At 41.8% G+C, this 20,199-nt stretch carries 17 protein-coding genes; 11 read left to right on the forward strand and 6 right to left on the reverse strand.

Features of this window, described 5'->3' with window-relative positions:
* Positions 1–116: 116 nt before the first annotated feature.
* From M2273_RS24675 to sucD, 4 genes are all read right to left on the reverse strand, one after another.
* Complete coding sequence (locus M2273_RS24675; RefSeq protein WP_429400440.1) at positions 117–2,489, reverse strand: ribonucleoside-diphosphate reductase subunit alpha; 2,373 nt, start codon at positions 2,487–2,489, stop codon at positions 117–119.
* Between the two features lie 201 nt (positions 2,490–2,690).
* On the reverse strand, positions 2,691–3,662 hold the full coding sequence (locus M2273_RS24680; protein ID WP_429400441.1) for a ribonucleoside-diphosphate reductase small subunit: 972 nt from the start codon (positions 3,660–3,662) through the stop codon (positions 2,691–2,693).
* Between the two features lie 558 nt (positions 3,663–4,220).
* Positions 4,221–4,592: a methionine-R-sulfoxide reductase gene (locus M2273_RS24685; RefSeq protein WP_429400442.1), complete on the reverse strand. Its 372-nt coding sequence runs from the start codon at positions 4,590–4,592 to the stop codon at positions 4,221–4,223.
* Positions 4,593–4,996: 404 nt separating this feature from the next.
* A complete protein-coding gene (sucD, locus tag M2273_RS24690; protein ID WP_429400443.1) occupies positions 4,997–5,884 on the reverse strand; it encodes a succinate--CoA ligase subunit alpha in 888 nt (295 codons plus the stop codon).
* 314 nt (positions 5,885–6,198) lie between these two features.
* Here sucD and M2273_RS24695 point away from each other — a divergent pair, with 314 nt between their 5' ends.
* Positions 6,199–7,203, forward strand: a complete 1,005-nt coding sequence (locus M2273_RS24695) for a hypothetical protein (protein ID WP_429400444.1) — start codon at positions 6,199–6,201, stop codon at positions 7,201–7,203.
* Positions 7,204–7,626: 423 nt separating this feature from the next.
* On the opposite strand, the gene dctA is transcribed toward M2273_RS24695, so the two are convergent.
* A complete protein-coding gene (gene dctA, locus M2273_RS24700; protein WP_429400445.1) occupies positions 7,627–8,874 on the reverse strand; it encodes a C4-dicarboxylate transporter DctA in 1,248 nt (415 codons plus the stop codon).
* Positions 8,875–9,090: 216 nt separating this feature from the next.
* On the opposite strand from dctA, the gene M2273_RS24705 reads away from it, so the two are divergent.
* From M2273_RS24705 to M2273_RS24720, 4 genes are all read left to right on the forward strand, one after another.
* Positions 9,091–9,309, forward strand: coding sequence for a hypothetical protein (locus M2273_RS24705; protein WP_429400446.1), 219 nt, complete (start codon positions 9,091–9,093; stop codon positions 9,307–9,309).
* An 805-nt stretch (positions 9,310–10,114) separates the two neighbouring features.
* Positions 10,115–10,264, forward strand: a complete 150-nt coding sequence (locus tag M2273_RS24710; RefSeq protein WP_429400447.1) for a hypothetical protein — start codon at positions 10,115–10,117, stop codon at positions 10,262–10,264.
* A gap of 84 nt (positions 10,265–10,348) precedes the next feature.
* On the forward strand, positions 10,349–11,113 hold the full coding sequence (locus M2273_RS24715) for an ABC transporter ATP-binding protein (protein ID WP_429400448.1): 765 nt from the start codon (positions 10,349–10,351) through the stop codon (positions 11,111–11,113).
* 139 nt (positions 11,114–11,252) lie between these two features.
* Positions 11,253–12,350, forward strand: a complete 1,098-nt coding sequence (locus M2273_RS24720; RefSeq protein ID WP_429400449.1) for an ABC transporter permease — start codon at positions 11,253–11,255, stop codon at positions 12,348–12,350.
* A gap of 17 nt (positions 12,351–12,367) precedes the next feature.
* On the opposite strand, the gene M2273_RS24725 is transcribed toward M2273_RS24720, so the two are convergent.
* On the reverse strand, positions 12,368–13,855 hold the full coding sequence (locus M2273_RS24725) for a serine hydrolase (RefSeq protein ID WP_429400450.1): 1,488 nt from the start codon (positions 13,853–13,855) through the stop codon (positions 12,368–12,370).
* Between the two features lie 133 nt (positions 13,856–13,988).
* Here M2273_RS24725 and M2273_RS24730 point away from each other — a divergent pair, with 133 nt between their 5' ends.
* The 6 genes from M2273_RS24730 (at position 13,989) to M2273_RS24755 (ending at position 20,083) form a co-directional block, all read left to right on the forward strand.
* Positions 13,989–15,161, forward strand: a complete 1,173-nt coding sequence (locus tag M2273_RS24730; protein ID WP_429400451.1) for an MFS transporter — start codon at positions 13,989–13,991, stop codon at positions 15,159–15,161.
* A gap of 151 nt (positions 15,162–15,312) precedes the next feature.
* Complete coding sequence (locus tag M2273_RS24735; protein WP_429400452.1) at positions 15,313–16,047, forward strand: DUF2490 domain-containing protein; 735 nt, start codon at positions 15,313–15,315, stop codon at positions 16,045–16,047.
* 95 nt (positions 16,048–16,142) lie between these two features.
* Positions 16,143–17,438 (forward strand): phosphopyruvate hydratase, encoded by a 1,296-nt coding sequence (gene eno / locus M2273_RS24740; protein WP_429400453.1) that lies wholly within the window; start codon positions 16,143–16,145, stop codon positions 17,436–17,438.
* A 59-nt stretch (positions 17,439–17,497) separates the two neighbouring features.
* Positions 17,498–17,818, forward strand: a complete 321-nt coding sequence (locus tag M2273_RS24745; protein ID WP_429400454.1) for a DUF7683 domain-containing protein — start codon at positions 17,498–17,500, stop codon at positions 17,816–17,818.
* A 69-nt stretch (positions 17,819–17,887) separates the two neighbouring features.
* Complete coding sequence (lspA, locus tag M2273_RS24750) at positions 17,888–18,430, forward strand: signal peptidase II (protein ID WP_429400455.1); 543 nt, start codon at positions 17,888–17,890, stop codon at positions 18,428–18,430.
* A 300-nt stretch (positions 18,431–18,730) separates the two neighbouring features.
* Positions 18,731–20,083 carry a DEAD/DEAH box helicase gene (locus M2273_RS24755; protein ID WP_429400456.1) on the forward strand — a complete coding sequence of 451 codons (1,353 nt, stop codon included), beginning with the start codon at positions 18,731–18,733 and terminating at the stop codon, positions 20,081–20,083.
* The last annotated feature ends 116 nt before the right edge of the window (positions 20,084–20,199 follow it).

The following is a 20,199-nucleotide window of genomic DNA, read 5'->3' on the forward strand; positions in this document are numbered from 1 at the left end:
TGAAATATAAATGTCAATAAACAAAATAGTCCATGAACCGCAGTTCATGGACTATCAATTATTGTCATTATCTTTTGTCTATCAGTCTTTGATCTAAAAGTCCTTAATCCTAAAACTTATGCCGAGCAGGTTACGCAACCTTCTTCCATTGAGCATGACGGGCCTTCAGGTAATCCGTCAACTACGGCATCAACCACTGCTGGTATTACCGGCTCCATGTTTGAACCGCCCTGGTTTTCAACGGTAAACTTAACAGCTTGTGATGCAGCTTGCGTACGCAGGTAGTACATACCTGTTTTTAAACCTTTTTTCCATGCGTAGAAGTGCATTGAAGTTAGTTTGGACGCGTTTGGCGAGTTGATGAACAGGTTTAATGATTGCGATTGGCAAACATAAGCGCCCCTGTCAGCAGCCATGTCAATAATGTTACGCATTTTTATTTCCCAAACTGTTTTGTATAGTTCTTTTATCTCTGCAGGTATTTCGGCAATATCCTGGATAGATCCGTTCGCGGTGATGATCTTATCTTTCATGGCAGGTGTCCACAAGCCAAGATTAACCAGATCGCGCAGTAAATATTTGTTTACTACAATGAACTCTCCGCTTAATACCCTGCGGGTGTAAATGTTTGAGGTATATGGCTCAAAGCACTCGTTATTACCCAATATTTGTGAGGTTGACGCGGTTGGCATTGGTGCAACTAACAGGGAGTTACGCACACCATGGTTCATTACATCCAAACGCAGGTTTTCCCAATCCCAACGGGTGCTGGCTGGCGATACATTCCAAAGATCAAACTGGAATTTACCTTTTGACAACGGCGAACCTTTAAATGTTTCATACGGACCTTCGGCAATGGCCAGATCTTTTGAAGCTGTCATGGCTGCAAAGTAGATGGTTTCAAATATTTCCTTATTCAGTTGTTTTGCCTCATCACTTTCAAATGGCAGGCGCAGCTGGATAAAGGCATCGGCCAAACCTTGTACACCTAAACCAATAGGGCGGTGCCTTAAATTTGAGTATTCGGCTTCGGCAACCGGGTAGTAGTTACCATCAATAATACGGTTAAGGTTAATGGTAGCCTGGTAAGTTACATCATATAATTTCTGATGATCAAAAGCACCATCAATAACGTAACGTGGCAATGCTAACGAAGCCAGGTTACAAACCGCTATTTCATTGGCATCGGTATATTCCATAATTTCGGTACACAAGTTTGAACTTTTTATAGTACCTAAATTTTGCTGGTTCGATTTGCTGTTGGCAGCATCCTTGTATAAAAGATATGGTGTACCTGTTTCAACCTGGGCATCCAATACCGCAAACCAAAGATCCTGTGCTTTGATCACTTTACGTGCACGGCCTTCTTTTTCGTATTTGGTATATAAGGCAACAAATTCGGCGCCGAAGCAATCGGCCAATCCCGGTGCTTCATGCGGACAGAACAAGCTCCAATCCTCGTTGGCTTCAACACGTTCCATGAACAAGTCTGATACCCAAAGGGCGTAGAACAAGTCGCGGGCACGCATTTCTTCTTTACCGTGATTTTTACGCAGGTCTAAAAATTCAAATATATCGGCATGCCATGGCTCCAGGTAAATAGCGAAGGCGCCTTTACGTTTGCCACCACCCTGATCAACATAACGGGCGGTATCATTAAACACACGCAGCATTGGGATAATACCATTGCTGGTACCGTTTGTACCGCTAATGTAGGAGCCTGTAGCCCTTACATTGTGTATGCTTAAACCAATACCACCTGCACTTTGTGATATTTTGGCGGTTTGTTTTAAAGTATCATATATACCATCAATACTGTCATCCTTCATGGTTAATAAAAAGCACGACGACATTTGTGGTTTTGGTGTACCGGCGTTAAACAAGGTAGGCGTAGCATGTGTAAACCAGCGCTCGCTCATTAAATGGTATGTTTTAATAGCGCTTTCAATATCATGTTTATGGATACCAACCGATACACGCATAAACAGGTGCTGCGGGCGCTCGGCTATTTTGCCGTTAATTTTTAGCAGGTATGATTTTTCAAGGGTTTTAAAGCCGAAATAATCAAAACCAAAATCGCGGTCGTAAATAATGGTACTGTCTAAAAGCTCGGCGTTTGTTTGAATAACTTCCCATACATCATCAGCAATAAGCGATGCATCCTTACCGGTTTTAGGGTCAATATATTCATGCAGCAAACGCATGGTTTCTGAAAACGATTTAATGGTGTTTTTGTGCAGGTTTGATACTGCTATGCGCGAAGCCAGCAAAGCATAGTCAGGGTGCTTTGTTGTTAACGAAGCCGCAGTTTCGGCAGCAAGGTTATCCAGCTCAGAGGTGGTTACACCATCAAACAAGCCTTCAATTACCTTTTTGGCCACATCAATAGGGTCAACTAAATTAAACCCATAGCACAATTTTTCAATACGTGCTGTGATCTTGTCGAATTTTACGGATTCTTTTCTACCGTCTCTTTTTACTACGAGCATATTCCGAGTATTTAGTAGTTAGTATCAAGTAGCAAGACCTGAACCAACTTGTGTATATAATATATGTTATTTTAGTATCAAGTAGTTAGTATCAGGTATCACGACTTTTTACCAACTGTTTTTATTTAGTATCAGGTAATTAGTTGTGGGTATCAGGATTGATTTTGTCTTGATACTCGATACTAACTACTTGATACTCGCTTAAAAATCCTCATCCAGTGAAAACGCTTTGCTTTCGGCGTTGTTGAGCACGCCGCTTTTTTGGTAGTCGCCTACACGTTTTTCAAAGAAATTGGTTTTTCCCTGTAATGATATCATTTCCATAAAATCAAATGGGTTGCTGGCGCCATAATGTTTTTCGTAACCCAGTTCGCCAAGCCATCTGTCGGCCACAAATTCAATGTACTGGCTCATCATTTTGGCATTCATACCAATCAGGTTAACCGGCAGGGCATCGGTAACAAATTCTTTTTCAATTTCAACCGCATCGGTAATGATCTTGGTAACTTGCTCGGCAGGTAACCTGGTTTGCAGCATTTTGTACAGCAAGCAGGCAAATTCACAGTGTGAGCCTTCATCGCGCGATATCAGCTCATTGCTAAAGGTAAGCCCCGGCATCAGACCGCGTTTTTTAAGCCAGAATATAGAGCAAAAACTGCCCGAAAAGAAAATGCCCTCAACAGCGGCAAAAGCCACCAGTCGCTCGGCAAAGTTGCCTTCATTTATCCAGCGCATGGCCCATTCCGCTTTCTTACCAACACATGGTACGGTTTCAATAGCGTGGAACAGGCGGTCTTTTTCGGCCGGATCTTTTATATAAGTATCTATTAACAAAGCATAAGTTTCAGAGTGGATGTTCTCCATCATGATCTGGAAACCGTAAAAACAGCGTGCCTCAGGTAACTGAACCTCGCTCATGAAGTTTACTGCCAGGTTTTCGTTCACAATACCATCACTTGCAGCAAAAAATGCAAGGATATGCGAAATAAAGTGTTTCTCGCCCGGATTCAGGTTTTCCCAGTGCTTCATATCGTCCGAGAGGTCGATTTCCTCGGCCGTCCAAAAGCTGGCCTCAGCCTTCTTATACATTTCCCAGATAGCGGGATACTTGATAGGCAGTATCACAAATCTGTCCTTGTTCTCTCTCAGTAATATTTCGTCTTCCTGTTTCATAGATACCTGTTTTTATATCGTTATTTCTTTACTTAGCGCCACCAGACACGAAAGCCAGCCTTATTTAAAATAAAGCTTTGTTGTTTTTGCGATTAGCCTGCCCAATCGCACTTTTTATTTTGTAACTTACTGACAGACAAGTTTTTGAATATTGGATAATGAATACATCCCGCTGTCTTTCGAATACCTTGCACAACAAAGTTAATGTTTGAGTACTTAAGATTTTAGTGTTAGTTTTTAACAAAGGCCCGAGTTATTAACACTTTGTATGATTATTTTTAATATGACTTAAATCATCGAAAATTAATGAACTTGATTACAGCTATTTAAAAAACACCAGAAAAAGTAGCGGCTTAAAGACTTGCAAAAAATAATAATTTAACATTATAAATTACTTGACTTAACACCGACAATTGTTGCAAATAGCATAATGTGTTTGCTAAGTGTCAATTGAAATTTGGAAATCTGATGAAAAATATGACCCGGGTACCCAATTGTGGAAAACAAAATATCCCGAAAAACTGCCATTGATCAGGATATTCCTAAAAGTTGTGTTAGTTATTTTAAATCGCCGGCCGACACAAATTTCATCGATACCGAGTTAACACAATGGCGAGTGTTTTTAGGGGTAAGATATTCCCCCTCGAACACATGGCCCAAATGCGCACCGCAATTGGCACATACAATTTCTACACGGTGTCCGTCGGCGTCAGGTACTCTTTTAACCGCACCAGGTATTTCATCATCAAAACTTGGCCAGCCACAATGCGAGTTAAATTTCGATTCAGAAGTATATAAGGGGGTATCACAACGCTTACACACGTATAAACCCTCCGCCTTATTATCTAACAAAGCTCCGGTAAACGGTCTTTCGGTTCCTTTATATAATATCACCCGTTCTTCTTCGGGCGTTAATTGATTGTATTCCATTATTAATTATTGAGTTATTGAATTAGCGAATTATTGATTGAAGATCATCCTTCATTTACAATTATTGAATTATTGAATTAACGAATTATTGATTGAAGATCATCCTTCATTTACTTAAATATACGACAATTAGCTGGTACGGATTGTTTTAAAAGGGGATGTTTACATTGGTTTGACGCTATTTGGGGAGTTGTCTGAACCGGGATTTATAGGATTTTAGGATTGCATGATTTATTGGTTCAATAGAAGCGGGGCAAATCAAAATCCCGTAATCTTTTAATCCTATAAATCCCGGTTCAGACAATAAACTGTGATCCGAAAAATGACCAACAAAAAAATCCCGGCCAACAGACCAGGATTTTTCTATATATTTTTCCAGTTCCCCCTTCAGGGGGTTAGGGGGCTTAAGCTAACTTAGCCAACTTTGCTAATTCTTCTGCCATGGCAGCGCCAATTTCGGCAGGTGATTCAACCACGCGGATACCGCACTCGGTCATGATCTTCATTTTTGCAGCTGCAGTATCATCGGCACCGCCAACAATAGCACCTGCGTGGCCCATACGACGTCCCGGAGGCGCTGTTTGGCCGGCTATGAAACCAACTACCGGTTTAGTGCCGTTTTCTTTGATCCAGCGTGCAGCTTCAGCTTCCATGTTTCCGCCAATTTCGCCTATCATAATAATGCCGTGTGTATCAGGATCATTCATCAATAGTTCAACAGCTTCTTTGGTAGGTGTACCGATGATCGGGTCGCCACCAATACCTATGGCAGTAGTGATGCCCAAACCGGCTTTAACCACCTGGTCAACAGCTTCGTAAGTTAAGGTGCCTGATTTTGAAACCACACCCACATTACCTTTTTTAAAGATAAAGCCCGGCATAATGCCAATCTTGCTTTCATCGGCAGTAATAATACCAGGGCAGTTAGGGCCAATCAAACGTGCGTCCTTATCAGTTAAGTATTCTTTTACCAGTATCATATCCTTAGTAGGGATACCCTCGGTAATACAAACAATAACTTTTATACCAGCCTCGGCAGCTTCCATAATGGCATCAGCCGCGAAAGCAGGAGGTACAAATATGATAGATACATCGGCGCCTGTTTCGGTAACCGCGTCTTTAACGGTATTAAAAACTGGTTTGTTCAAATGCTTCTGACCGCCTTTACCTGGTGTAACACCACCAACCAACTGGGTTCCGTACTCAATCATTTGTGTAGCGTGGTAAGTACCTTCGTTACCTGTAAAACCCTGTACAATAACTTTAGAATCTTTATTTACGAGAACACTCATTGGCTTTTTTCGTTTAGTACGGCAAAGCTAAAGTTATTGCCAATAAAGTCAAATTAAATTTATACCAATGGCATTCTTTTTACAAAATCCCCCAACCCCCTGAAGGGGGGAGCTTTTTATTGGCAGCGTTTAGTTGACCGGGCTCTTAGATAACTGTCGAAGATTTCTCGTTATCGCTTGAAATTACATGCCTTTTTGTTTTAGCTATGAAAGAACGCTTTTTTATATCCAAAAGATGTGTACATATGGGGGAGTAAAAGTCCTATTTTTAATATCATTTTAATTAATTTAGCATCACACTACATACCTGTTATATGAAAAACAAAAACCTTATTTTATGGCTCATAGCCTTGCTGTTTTGTACCCATGCACAAGCCCAGTTTGGCGGTTTAGGAAAAAAGCTTTTGGATAAAGGCAGCGAAATGGCATCGGGCGGAGGCTTGAACAAGATCCTGAAACAACCCCAGGCCATTACCACCAATTTTAAAGATGTAGATAAAACCGGTTCGAAACCGCCATCGTTTATGGAAGGGCAGGTACCTGAACCGCTATATCTTTTACCAAAAACTCCCGAAGGCAGCTATAAACTTTGCGCCGGCTTTTACGAAATGACCAACAAAAGCTATTGCCTGCACGCCGGTACCCGCGGTCCCAGCACAGGCGACGGCTATATGCTTGCACCTGTTTTAGGCCCCAAGCGCGATGTGGTGATACTGATATTAAAACATGCCGAAACACATCCCGAAGTAAACCAGCGCAGCATACAGGTGTTATTATGGGCAATAATTGCCCGCACCAAATTTGCCGATTTTGGCACCGATATTAAACTAACAGCTACCAGGCTGCTATCGCCAAACGAATTGCTGATGCTGGAAGGTGGTGCCCTTGGCGTATTGCCAGCCAGTTTGATGGCCAAGGCCAAAGATCAATTGCCTCCTGCGGCTCAAAGCGTTTTCGAAGCCGAAAATAACATCCGTCAGTTGGCCGCATCCGGTAATGCATCATACGAGGAAATGGAAAAATATGCGATGATAGCCGGTTTAGCACCCCAACCTGATCCTGAGGTACCGTCAGGCATATGGTCGTTACATCCCGATGGTTATTATATCCGTTTTATTCCGCATGGTTATCAGCAAACCACCACGCAAATATATGTACCAAAAGAACTGGTAGATTCTAAACCGGGTTTAATTTATGATGGCCCCAATGGTATTGCCTGCCCTGCCAACGTAGGCGCCCAGCGCCTGGCCCAAACCAACGAGCCGTTAAATCCGGACAGAACAAAGAAATTGAAAACGATTTGCTCCCCGACCCCCTGAAGGAGGGGCTTTTGATTAGCAAGTCGATAATAAAAAACACAGTCGCTCGGCTCCAGCCCACAGGTGTTGGGAAGAGTAAATTTCTAAAAAAAAGTTTGTCATTTCGATAGAGCGGGGGGACAAGTGCAAGGGGGCGAAAGAGAAATCTTGTATAATATACTAAGCGAATTTGCAGGTCGTATAAGATTTCTCCTCGTTCCTCGTCGAAATGACAACGTTTTTATTTCTTCCCAACACTTATGGGCTGGAGCCGAGTGACTGCATGAGAGCGTGGGTAAGTGCGATTCCTTCCCTCGGGAAGGAGGAGGAAGGGGTTTCATAAACATGGCAAATTTATACCACTCGTATAAACCCCTCCCTGCTACTACACAATCCACCGCACCCCTCCCGGGGGAGGGAATTAAAAGACAACAGGGTATCCCGTTAATCCAAAAGCTCCCCCTTCAGGGGGCCGGGGGGATGAAATTCTCCCTCGCTCTTGGCAATTACAATAGTAGCAACCCCATTACCAATCACGTTGGTGATGGCCCGGGCTTCGGACATGAACCTGTCTACCCCTAATAGTATCGCCACACCCTCCACCGGGATCACTTTAATGGCTGCCAGGGTGCTGGTCAATACAATAAAACCGCTGCCCGTTACACCTGCCGCGCCTTTGGAGGTGATCATCAAAATACCGATAATAGTAAGCTCCTGAAATAATGATAGCGGGATATAAAACACCTGTGCCAGAAATATAACCGACATGGACAAGTATATCGTGGTGCCATCCAAATTAAAAGAGTACCCGGTAGGGATCACCAAACCAACAACCGATTTGGAACAGCCGAACTTCTCCAGCTTATCCATCATCCCCGGTAGGGCCGATTCTGACGAGGAGGTTCCCAGCACAATCAGTATTTCTTCTTTAATATGTACAAGGTATTGCCACAAGCTAAACTTAAACAGGTAGCAAATGATATTCAGCACCACAAAAATAAACATGAACATGGTGAGGTAAACCGATCCCATGAGCATGGCTAAAGGCTGTAATGTTTTGATACCATACTTACTAATAGTAAAGGCCATCCCGCCAAATGCGCCAATAGGGGCCACCTTCATCACAATTTTCATGATGTTGAAGAATACTTTGGACAGCTTATCAAACAACTGGATCACGGATTGGCCCGTTTCGCCCATTTTGCTTAGTCCAAAACCAAATAATATGGCAAAAAACAGGATCTGCAAAATATCGCCTTTGGCAAAAGCTTCAAATGCATTACCAGGTATAATATGCGCAAAAAAATCGCCCCAGTGCATTTCTTCGGCGGCTTTTTGGTAAACGGCAAGCTTGCTGGTATCAACAGCGGTATGGTTTACAAAACCTTCGCCGGGTTTCAGGAGGTTGGCAACCGTAACGCCAATAACCAGCGCAAAGGTGGTAACTATTTCAAAGTAAAGCAGGGCCTTACCGCCTACGCGGCCTACCTTCTTCATATCGCTCATGCCGGCAATACCCAGCACTATGGTGAAAAATATGATTGGGGCTATCAGCATGGTGATCAGACTGATAAACATTTTGCTGATCATCTCGGCTGTTGGTCCAAATCCCTTAAAATTCAGCCCGACGATTACGCCCAAAGCAATGGCAACAAGAACCTGGAAGGTTAGGTTAGATAGAATTTTCTTCATTATCCAATAATACGATTTTAGGTTTAGGATACAAAGGGCCCGCACAAATCGCTCTCTTTTGGGCAAACATTTTATACTTTTTATAACAAATTGCCGTTATTTGCAGCAGTGAAAGTAACAGCGCTTTTTTTAGTTATCTGCATGGTCCTTGTTTCTGTTTTTACAGTAAGGGCTAATGGGGCGCATATGTCCGCTGTTAAAAGCTGCTGCCACAAAATGATGAAAAGCCAGCCATGCCAGCATCAGCCAAAAAACGATTGCGGGCAGGGGATGTGTGTAAACATGTTATCCTGCAATAGCTGCGGCTTTTTAAAAGTCGACCCGGTAGGTGTTGCGTCAATTATCCCTACACTAAAGGAAACAGCTATCCCCGCATACCAATTGGGTAGCTTGTCTGCTTATTCACTGTCCTCCTGGCGTCCGCCAAAAGTTTAATAATAATATCGTCTGCCTCTACCTTATCCGTTTAGGTCTATTATTATTTATTAAACATTTAAAATTAAATCATGAAAAAGTTTCTTTTCATCACCATGGTGATGCTATTCTCTATATGCGCTATATCTTTTGCAAACACCCCATGCTGCAACAGCAAAATGAATCACTGTACAAAATGTTCAAAATCATGCGATAAGTCTGGTTGTATGGATAATTGCAGTAAGGCTTGCAAGTCCTCTGGCGAATGTGCCAAAACTTGTAAATAATAACAGAAAGCCGGGTTAGCCCGGCTTTTTTGTTCAACTTCAGCTTTCGGTAAAAACGTTCACCCTTAATTTTCTACCATTCACCGAAAATTTCCTAAGCTTGGTCAAAAAGGTTTGTTAACTATACAGCCTGCACAGCAATTTTGAAGAAAAAACAACATTGCTATGAAAACTCTATTTACTCCAATCATATCATTAATAGTTTACTTACAAGAGCATTCGCCCTTATTTACACAGCTGATAGGTAACCTGGTTACTTAAATGGCGGCCTGCTGGATTTGTAAAACAACCAACTAAAAGCAGATTCATTTCATCGGTATTTTTCGGCTGTTTACCGGAAGTTTAGCTTGGTTCGCCTAAAAACATTACACAAAAACCCATTCTGTTAGCACATTTGAAGTATAAAATCACAAACACCATGAAAACTTTACTTGCAATACAAATTATCCACCTGCTGATGAAAGCTGCCGAACAAGCAGAATCAATATGGCATTCCATTGGTCACCTGATAAAATAACACTATTTAAAAACAAATTATCATGCGGTATCTCCTTTTAATATCTGTACATCAAACCTATTTTATCATGAAAAATGGAGATACCGTTAGCTGGAATCAGGAAAAAACAGCAGCCGAAGAAAAAATAGTTAAGGAGCATCAAAAACCTGTTAGCAAAGGATCAAAAGCTTAAGATGAAAATCTTGGTTGCTTGTATAAATTCTGCGATACCAAAAAAACTCATGGTTAATTCATTAATCTACCGCATTTTTACTGTATGACAAAACAACCAATTATCACTGTAACCGACCTGGTAAAAAACTATGGCGATTTTACAGCCGTAAAAGGCATTAGTTTTGAAGTGTATGAGGGCGAAATTTTTGGTTTGCTTGGTCCCAACGGAGCCGGTAAAACTACCACCCTCGAGATCATTGAAACCCTGCGCGAAAAAACATCAGGCCGTATCACTGTTGACGGTTTTGATATTGAAACCGATGCCGATGACATTAAAAAACGTATCGGGGTACAACTACAGGCAGCAGGCTATTATCCAAACCTTAACCTGTCTGAGTTGATCGTGCTGTTTTCGGGCTTATACGGCATTGATAAAAGCCCAATGGAAATGCTGGAAAAAGTGGCATTAACAGATAAGGCCAAAGCCAAATACAAAGATCTTTCGGGCGGGCAAAAGCAACGTTTTTCAATTGCCACCACGCTTATCAATAACCCGAGGATCATTTTTTTGGATGAACCTACTACCGGCCTCGATCCGCAGGCCCGCCGTAACCTATGGGATTTGATCCGCGAGATCCGCGATCAGGGCACTACCGTTGTAATTACTACCCATTATATGGACGAAGCCGAAGTACTGTGCGACCGTGTTGCCTTTGTTGATGGTGGCCACATTATTGGTATAGATACCCCCGATCATTTTATCGATCAGCTGGTAGCAACAGGCTTTGAACGCAAAAAGCAGGTAAAACTGGCCAACCTGGAAGATGTATTTATTAACCTGACCGGTAAGGAATGGCGGGAAGGGTAGGGCCGAGTCCCTATGCTCCCTGAAGGGGGAGCGAATATGCAGTTGGCCGTTTTGAGTTTGCAGTAAAAGACAGCTTAGTAACGCCAAATGCAAATGACTCAGTGACACCAACGGTAAATGACCTAATGACTAAATTGAAATGAACCAAAAACCTTATAGCAATACAAGAGCAACACTGGCTATTGCCAAAGCCAGTTTCCGGTCTATACTGCGCAGCCCTTCGGCGGTGGTATTTACATTGGCTTTCCCTTTAATATTCATTATTGTTTTTGCCAATATTGGCGGCGGCGGTGTTACCGTTGATGTGGGCGTAGCTAAAACCTGCGATACCATTAGTCCGGTTTACCAGGCTTTAAAAAATATTAAGGTGGTGCGCCTGATACAGGATCAAACCACCGAAGAAATGAATGGCAACCTGTCAAAAGGGAGCATTGATGCTATTATCAATGTACAAAAAAATAGCAGCAAGCCACCGTTTACCATTAATGTACAATACACTAAAGCCTCTGTCGAAAAAGGGAACATCCTGCGGTCGGTACTGAGTAATATTTATTACAATATTAATAACAGCGCCCAGATGGGAGCACCACCGGTTGCCGAAATCAGGGAAACCACTATACAGGGCCGCGAATATAAATACATTGATTTTATACTCCCTGGGCAGCTGGGTTTCTCCTTATTAAGTAGCGGGGTTTTTGGTACGGCTTTCGTGTTTTTGAGTTTGCGTTTAACCCTGGTTATTAAACGTTTTTTTGCCACACCGGTTAAGCGCTACAGCATAGTATTAGGCGAGGCTTTAGCGAGGCTCACGTTTTCGTTGTTGGGGTCGTTGTTTATTATCATGGTTGGGCATTATATGTTTGGCTTTACCCTGGTACATGGCGTAACTACGGTGCTCAATATGCTGGTGCTATCGGCCATAGGGCTTATTATTTTTATGGGCTTTGGCTTTACCATATCGGGTATCGCCAAAAATGAGAGTACCGTTCCGCCGTTATCCAATATCATTACCCTGCCCCAGTTTTTATTGTCAGGTACATTCTTTTCAGTTACGGCTTTCCCCAAATGGCTGCAGGTGATCAGTAATGCATTGCCGCTAACTCATTTAAACAATGCCATGCGCAAGGTAGCTTTTGAAGGCGCCGGCCTGGGCGATGTTACCCACCAGTTGCTGATCCTGCTGATATGGTTTGTGATCATATATGCGATAGCGGTAAAAACCTTTAAGTGGGAGTAGGGACTTAGTTAAATTAATTAATGATCTTCTAATTTGGCCAAGGCATCTTTTGCGTCCTTATTATCCTGTTTTAGTGCAAGAGCTCTTTTGTAAATCAGGATAGCTTCCTGTTTTTTGCCGGCTTTGTTTAACGCTTTACCGTAGCTGTTATACATTTCGGGATTGGTGGGGTTTAATAATAAATTAACCTTAAAGGCTTCCAAAGCTTTATCGGTATACGAATCATTAAGCAGTTCGTTGCCAATGTAATCCATTTCATGCGCAACATATCTGTAATGAGCTGTATCGGCTTGCATTTGAATTAAACGACTTCCTGCAACATCACCACCCGATTCAAACAGGATTTTGGCGTATTTGTCTGCAACGGATATTTTGAGTTTCTCCTGCGGCGTGTTATCCAAAATACTGATGGCGTTTGACGCGGTTATAAAATTTGCACCACTTTGGGCATTGTCTAAAATAATTACAGTCTGATTTTTAGACAAGTTTCGTATAAATACACTTCTTAAGCCTTTTACATATCCATTATGAAAAACAATCTTTTCGTGAGCTTTGATCTTTAATATATACCATCCTAAACCGTACGAAACGCCACCGCCTGCCACAACTTCCTGTTTATTGTTTAGTATAGTTGGTTTAAATGCTTCATCCAGTATTTGGGTATTTACAAGTTTATTATTATACAAAGCCTGGTCAAACTTTAACAGATCGGCTGTTGTGCTGATAACATTTCCTTGCCCCCAAAATATGGTATAACTTGTATCTGTAGTTGTAGGAACGGAATCTGCCAGCTTTAAATGGGGGTAATAATGTTTGGGATAAAGGTAACGATAGGTAACATTGTTTTTTTGAGGCACTTGCGGGTTGCTAAGATAGGTGTCGGTCATGCCCGCAGGAGTAAAAATGTATTTTTTAAGATAGGCATCAAATGGCATGTTTGATGCTTTTTCAACCAATAGCGCCAGCAAATTATAGTTGATATTTGAGTAGCTGAATTGATCACCGGGTTTAAAGGCTAAAGGTTTAGGGGATTGCTGTAAAGCTGGTATAATATCGTGATAACTGAATTTTTTTTGAGGGTGTACCTTTAAAAGGGTATCAAAAATATCTTCCTTATCCCTCGGTAAACCGGAAGTGTGTGAGAGTAAATTTCTGACGGTAATATCAGGATATGGAAATTGTGAAAAGTATTGTTTGAACGGACTATCTAAGCTAATCTTATTTTTTTGAACCAATTGCAAAACAGCCGTTGACGTGATTGTTTTTGAAACTGAGGCAAGAAAAAAAGCTGAATGATCGGTATTTAATACCTTATTCGCGATATCCGCATAGCCAAAGGATTTTTTATAGATCACAGTGCCATGATCTGCCACAAGCACATTGCCATTTATCTGACCTGCGGCAAATTGACCATTAAACAGGCTATCCAGTCTTTTAAAAGAGTCTTGCGCGTTTGCGTAACTATAAACACAGGCTGCCAAGATAAGGAGAAGGACTTTTTTCATAGTGTTAATAAGACTTGTTTTGCCATATAAACGTGACAAAAACGGATGGAAAATTTAATTCGGGACCTGTTTTATTTATGATATTTTCTTCTAAATTCACCACTTCACACTTATGGAAACAGGCATGAAAAAAATGAACAGGATTTTACCTGTAATAGTTATTTCTCAGTTTTTTTGTACCTCATTGTGGTTTGCAGGAAATGCTGTTATGGCCGATATCGCTAAACAACTGCACCTGGAACCAGCTTATTTAGCTTACCTCACAAGTGCAGTACAAGCTGGGTTTATTACGGGGACTTTAATTTTTGCCATATTAAGTATATCCGATAGATTTTCTCCCTCTCTCGTTTTCTTTACCTGCGCCATTGTAGCCGCTGCTATTAACCTGGCCGTTAGTATACATAGTATTAATTCATCCGGATTAATGTTACTCCGGTTTATGACTGGTTTTTTCCTCGCGGGAATTTACCCCGTGGGGATGAAAATAGCAGCCGACCATTACCAGCAAGGGCTCGGGAAGTCATTAGGCTTTTTGGTGGGCGCCCTGGTTATCGGAACGGCCTTCCCTCATTTTTTGAAAAGCATGATGGCAGCCTTACCCTGGAGGTATGTTATTTTTTCAACTTCATCCCTTTCTGCATTGGGCGGGTTGGCTATGTTTTTTTGGGTACCCGATGGGCCTTACCGCAAGCCCGGCCAAAAATTAAACTTAAACGGGTTTTTACAAAGTTTCCGTGACAGCAAGTTCAGGGCCGTATCATTCGGGTACTTCGGGCACATGTGGGAATTATATGCCTTTTGGGTATTTGTGCCGGTAATGCTGGCCGCTTATAAAGGTCATCATCCCGCTCAAAGTCTTAATATCCCGCTCTTAGCATTCCTGATCATTGTGGCAGGCAGTATTTCCTGCGTTTTTAGCGGATTGATCTCTCAGCGTTTGGGCGCCAAGAAAACGGCTGTTATAGCATTGTGTTTATCGGGTATATGCTGTTTGATATCTCCGTTATTCTTATTTAATAATTCGGTAGCTGCATTTATAGTGTTCCTGTTTATCTGGAGCCTGGCGGTTATTGCCGATTCGCCCATGTTTTCTACATTGGTTGCTCAAAATGCACCTGAAACATCAAAAGGTACTGCGCTTACCATAGTGAATTGTATTGGGTTTTCTATTACCATCATCAGCATCCAGTTAATTAACGCCCTCCGGAATAATGCCAATACGCAGTATATCTATATGCTGCTGGCTATAGGGCCTGTATTGGGACTGGTGGCACTACTCAAAAATAGGGATACCCGCTCGCTATAAGTGGCCTCTAAGCATGGCCGGGTAGTTAAATGAGCTTTAGTAATAAATCCATTGCCAATAATTTGTTAACATTAACATAACATTAAACGTGTTGAAATTAACATTTAGATAATATTGAGGAAATATCTTTGCCCAAATAAATCCCGATAGTATGTCAAAAGGCTTTAAAAGCGCTGTTTTATTGTTGTTTCTGTTAATTGGATATTCATTTAATGTTAAGGCGCAGGACTCCAAAGTGGGTACGTGGGGCATAGTCACCGTAGTATTACCCGGCGATAGCAGCCATAAATGGGGTGGATATTCTGAACTGCAAACCCGTACTAACGGTGCGTTCAGTCAATTTCAGTATTACGAGGCTAAGGCTGGTGTAAGCTATGATATTGATAAAAATTTTATCGCTTTACTTGGTACAGGCACCTATCATACTTATGATTATACCGACCTGGGCAAAGGACCTACAACCAACGAATATCGCTTATGGGAACAAATGACGGTTAACCAGTTCCTGTACCGCATTAAATTTGAACATCGTTATCGTGTAGAACAACGATGGGTTAACGGTGATTACCGCAATCGTTTCAGGTACAGATTAAACATGTTCATACCTTTAAATAATACCAAAATTGTAGCTAAGACCTGGTTCCTGTCTGTTTTTGATGAAGTGTTCTTTAACAACAAGGCGCCTAACTTTGAGCGTAACCGGGTATCGGCGGCATTAGGTTATCAGTTTGATAAAAAATGGATAGTACAGGCAGGCTGGATAAATCAGCGCAATTATACAGCTGTGCAAAGCAGTGCTAAAAATAATATCATGCTGATGCTCATGTACCGTATTAATCGTAAAAATGGAGTTGCAGGTGAGCGCGTTCCTACAACAACTGATTAATAATCATTACAAATGAAAAATTCTAATTGCGATTTCCTGATTTTGCTGTTAACTTAGCCCGCGGTTTACAAATTACAAATATCTGACAATAAATTATGAGCTTAATAATTGACGTACACGCCCGCCAAATTTTAGATTCGCGCGGTAACCCCACTGTGGAGGTTGAAGTTTTAACTGAGAACGGCGCTTTTGGCCGTGCCGCTGTACCATCAGGTGCATCAACCGGCGCACACGAAGCTGTTGAACTTCGCGATGATGACAAATCAAAATATATGGGTAAAGGCGTTTTAAAAGCCGTTGCCAACGTAAACGATGTCATTGCACCAGAATTAAAAGGTATTGATGTTTTTGACCAAAATACCATTGATGCATTAATGATTGAAATTGACGGTACAGAAAACAAAGGTAAATTAGGTGCTAACGCTATTTTGGGCGTTTCTTTAGCAGTTGCAAAAGCTGCAGCGCAAGAAAGCCGCCAGCCTTTGTACCGCTACATTGGTGGTGTAAATGCAAATACATTACCAATCCCCATGATGAATATCATTAATGGCGGCTCGCACTCTGATGCTCCTATTGCTTTCCAGGAATTTATGATCATGCCTGTTGGCGCTCCATCTTTTTCTGAAGCATTACGTTGGGGTACCGAAGTATTCCATAACCTGAAAAAAATTCTGCATGATCGTGGTTTATCAACCGCTGTTGGTGACGAAGGTGGTTTTGCACCAACTTTTGAAGGTACAGAAGACGGTGTTGAAACCATTTTAAAAGCTATTGAAAAAGCCGGTTACAAACCAGGTGAAGACATCTTTATTGCGTTTGACTGTGCCGCATCTGAGTTTTACAAAGACGGTAAATACGATTATACCAAGTTTGAAGGCGAAAAAGGTGCTATCCGCACAAGCGCAGAGCAGGTTGAATATCTTGCAGAACTTGTTGCCAAATACCCTGTTATTTCGATTGAAGATGGTATGGCCGAAGACGATTGGGCTGGCTGGAAATTATTAACTGAAAAATTGGGCAAAACCGTACAACTGGTAGGTGACGATTTATTTGTAACCAACACCAAACGTTTGCAACGTGGTATTGACGAAGATACTGCTAACTCTATCCTGGTAAAAGTAAACCAGATTGGTTCCTTAACCGAAACCATTAACGCGGTTACTTTGGCTCAAACCAATGGTTATACTTCGGTAATGAGCCACCGCTCAGGCGAAACTGAAGATGCAACCATTGCCGATTTAGCTGTAGCATTAAACTGCGGTCAAATCAAAACCGGTTCGGCTTCACGTTCAGACAGGATCGCGAAATACAACCAATTATTGCGTATTGAAGAAGAATTAGGCGAAAACGCAAAATTCATCGGTAAGAATTTTAAATTCTACAAAAAATAATCAAACTCATAAAAGAGCCATCTGTGTAAAAACAGGTGGCTCTTTTTTAATTTATATAGATGGCAAAAGGTAAACAGCCGGAATGGTTAAAGCGTGAGATACAATACTTTAATAAGGCCGACGAATCCTTAGCCGGCGCAGCTGAGCTTGCACCTATTGAGCTGTCCATACTGCAAAATTACTTTGAAACAGATCAGGACGATCCCATATTTGATATGTACCAGATTGAACCTGTTGATGCCACCTTTTTAAAACCATACACCAGTTTGGAGTTTGATTTTGAAAAATACGATTACTGGCTGGCCGCCTTTACCAACAATTGGGAACAAACCAAACGCGATAAGGGGTTTATGGGGCAATACCCTCCGCCTAAAGAATAGCCATTCATAAAACCAATAATTAAACCATACCAGCCACGTTATTGTACAATTACTAATAAAATTATATTGATGAACAGAAAAGGGGTTTTGAGGGGGCTGTGGATAATGCTGATCTTAATTGTTGATATCGCGCTTGACCGCATATCAAAAAATTACATACGCCACAATTTTGAATATCACGAAGAAATACTGCCCTTTAAATACAATTATCATTTCCTGATAACCCGTACCGAAAACACAGGCGCTTTTTTAAGTCTGGGCGATTCGCTTGAAAATCCGTGGCGATTTATGTTGCTTACGCTGTTGCCTGCAGCGGTGCTCCTGTTTGGGCTGGTTTATGTTTTAATGAAAACCAACCTTCATAAACTTACCGTACTGGGAATAGTCCTGGTGCTTGCCGGTGGTATGGGCAACCTTTATGACAGATGGGTGTACGGCGGTGTAACCGATTTTATGCTCATTAAATTCAAATGGTTTCAAACAGGCGTGTTCAACGTAGCCGATATGTCTATCATGGCTGGTGTAGGTATCCTTCTGGTCCATTCGTTTTTAAACGACCGTAAGATTAAAAATAAAGCGCCTGAGGGTAACGAAGAAAAGATAGAGGTATAACGTAAACTTCTTTATGCCTTTCCAAATTAATCCTGATTTGTCATCCTGAGGAACGAAGGATCTATTCGCCATCTTGCTTATCGCATAATAGATGCTTCACTATGTTCAGCATGACAAGATGGTGATTTTTAAATGCTTTATTTTGCGCTCGTTTAAGCTGAATATAAGCTTAAAGCATTGTTAATAATAAAAACAGTATCTTTGCAGAAAAAATACAAGTTCGCCTACGGTTTTGATCACCGAAACTCTTCAGATCCGCTTATGCTTTGGCGATAGCACAATACACATTACAATCATTACATGTCATTCGAAAATTTAAAATTAATTGAGCCCTTACTCAAGGCCTTAAAAACTGAGGGATATACAACACCTACACCAATACAGGCACAAGCCATCCCTATCATATTACAACACCAGGATCTGCTGGGTTGCGCACAAACCGGTACCGGTAAAACCGCTGCCTTCGCGCTGCCTATTTTACAATTATTGTATCAGGACAGGATGGCTCACAAAGAGCAAAAAACCATCAAAGCGTTAATATTAACACCAACACGTGAATTGGCCATACAAATTGCCGAAAGCTTTACCAATTATGGTAAACATACCGGTTTAAAAAACCTGGTTATTTTTGGTGGTGTATCACAAAATCCTCAGGTTGACGCTTTAAGGCGTGGTGTGGATATTTTGATAGCTACACCGGGCCGTTTGTTGGATTTGATGAACCAGCGCTTTGTACACCTGGAGCACGTTAAAATGCTGGTACTGGACGAGGCCGATCGTATGCTGGATATGGGCTTTGTACACGATGTTAAAAAAGTAATTGCCAAAGTACCTGTAAAAAGGCAAACGCTTTTCTTTTCGGCCACTATGCCTAAAGAGATCCAGTCGCTGGCAGATAGCATATTAACCAATCCCGAAAAGATCGAGGTTACCCCGGTATCATCAACTGCCGATACTATACAGCAATCGTTGTTTTACGTAGATAAAAACGATAAAAAATCATTACTGATCCATATATTAAAAGATAAGAACATTAAAACCGCGCTGGTATTTACACGTACCAAGCATGGCGCCGATAAAGTGGTGAAAGACCTGGTACGCGTAGGCATAACTGCCGAAGCTATCCACGGTAACAAATCGCAAAACGCGCGCCAGCGGGCTTTAACCAACTTTAAAAACCGTACCACACGCGTGCTGATAGCTACCGATATTGCCGCCCGCGGTATTGATATTGATGAGCTTACTCACGTTATTAATTACGAAATACCTAACATTCCTGAAACCTACGTACACCGTATCGGTCGTACAGGCCGTGCAGGCGCAAGCGGTATAGCGCTTTCTTTTTGCGACGAGGAAGAGATAGAATTTTTAAAGGATATCCACAAACTGATAGCCAAAGAGATTCCTATTGAAGAAGCGCATCCATACCCACTTAGTCCGGTTGCTATAGCAGCTGGTATGGGAGCCAAAAAAGGCAGTGCTAATGCAAGTCTGCGTAATGGTTCATCATCAGGCAGGAGCGGTGGTAACAGGCGTCAGGGTGGCAGTGGTAACCGTTCAGGCGGTGGCAACAGCCGTGCAGGTGGTAACAGAACAGGTGGCAACAGCGGCCTAAGCGGAGCCAGCCGTTCATCAGGCGGAAACAGGCATTAACTGTAAAGTTTTACTTTATTGTATAAAACACAAAAACAGCCTCATTTGAGGCTGTTTTTGTGTTTACAGGTTTTTCTTTGTTTACTTAAACGCGCTGCCCCCGGTTCCATTGACAG

Origin of the sequence: Mucilaginibacter lappiensis (assembly GCF_050433765.1) — a bacterium.
GTDB lineage: Bacteria > Bacteroidota > Bacteroidia > Sphingobacteriales > Sphingobacteriaceae > Mucilaginibacter > Mucilaginibacter lappiensis_A.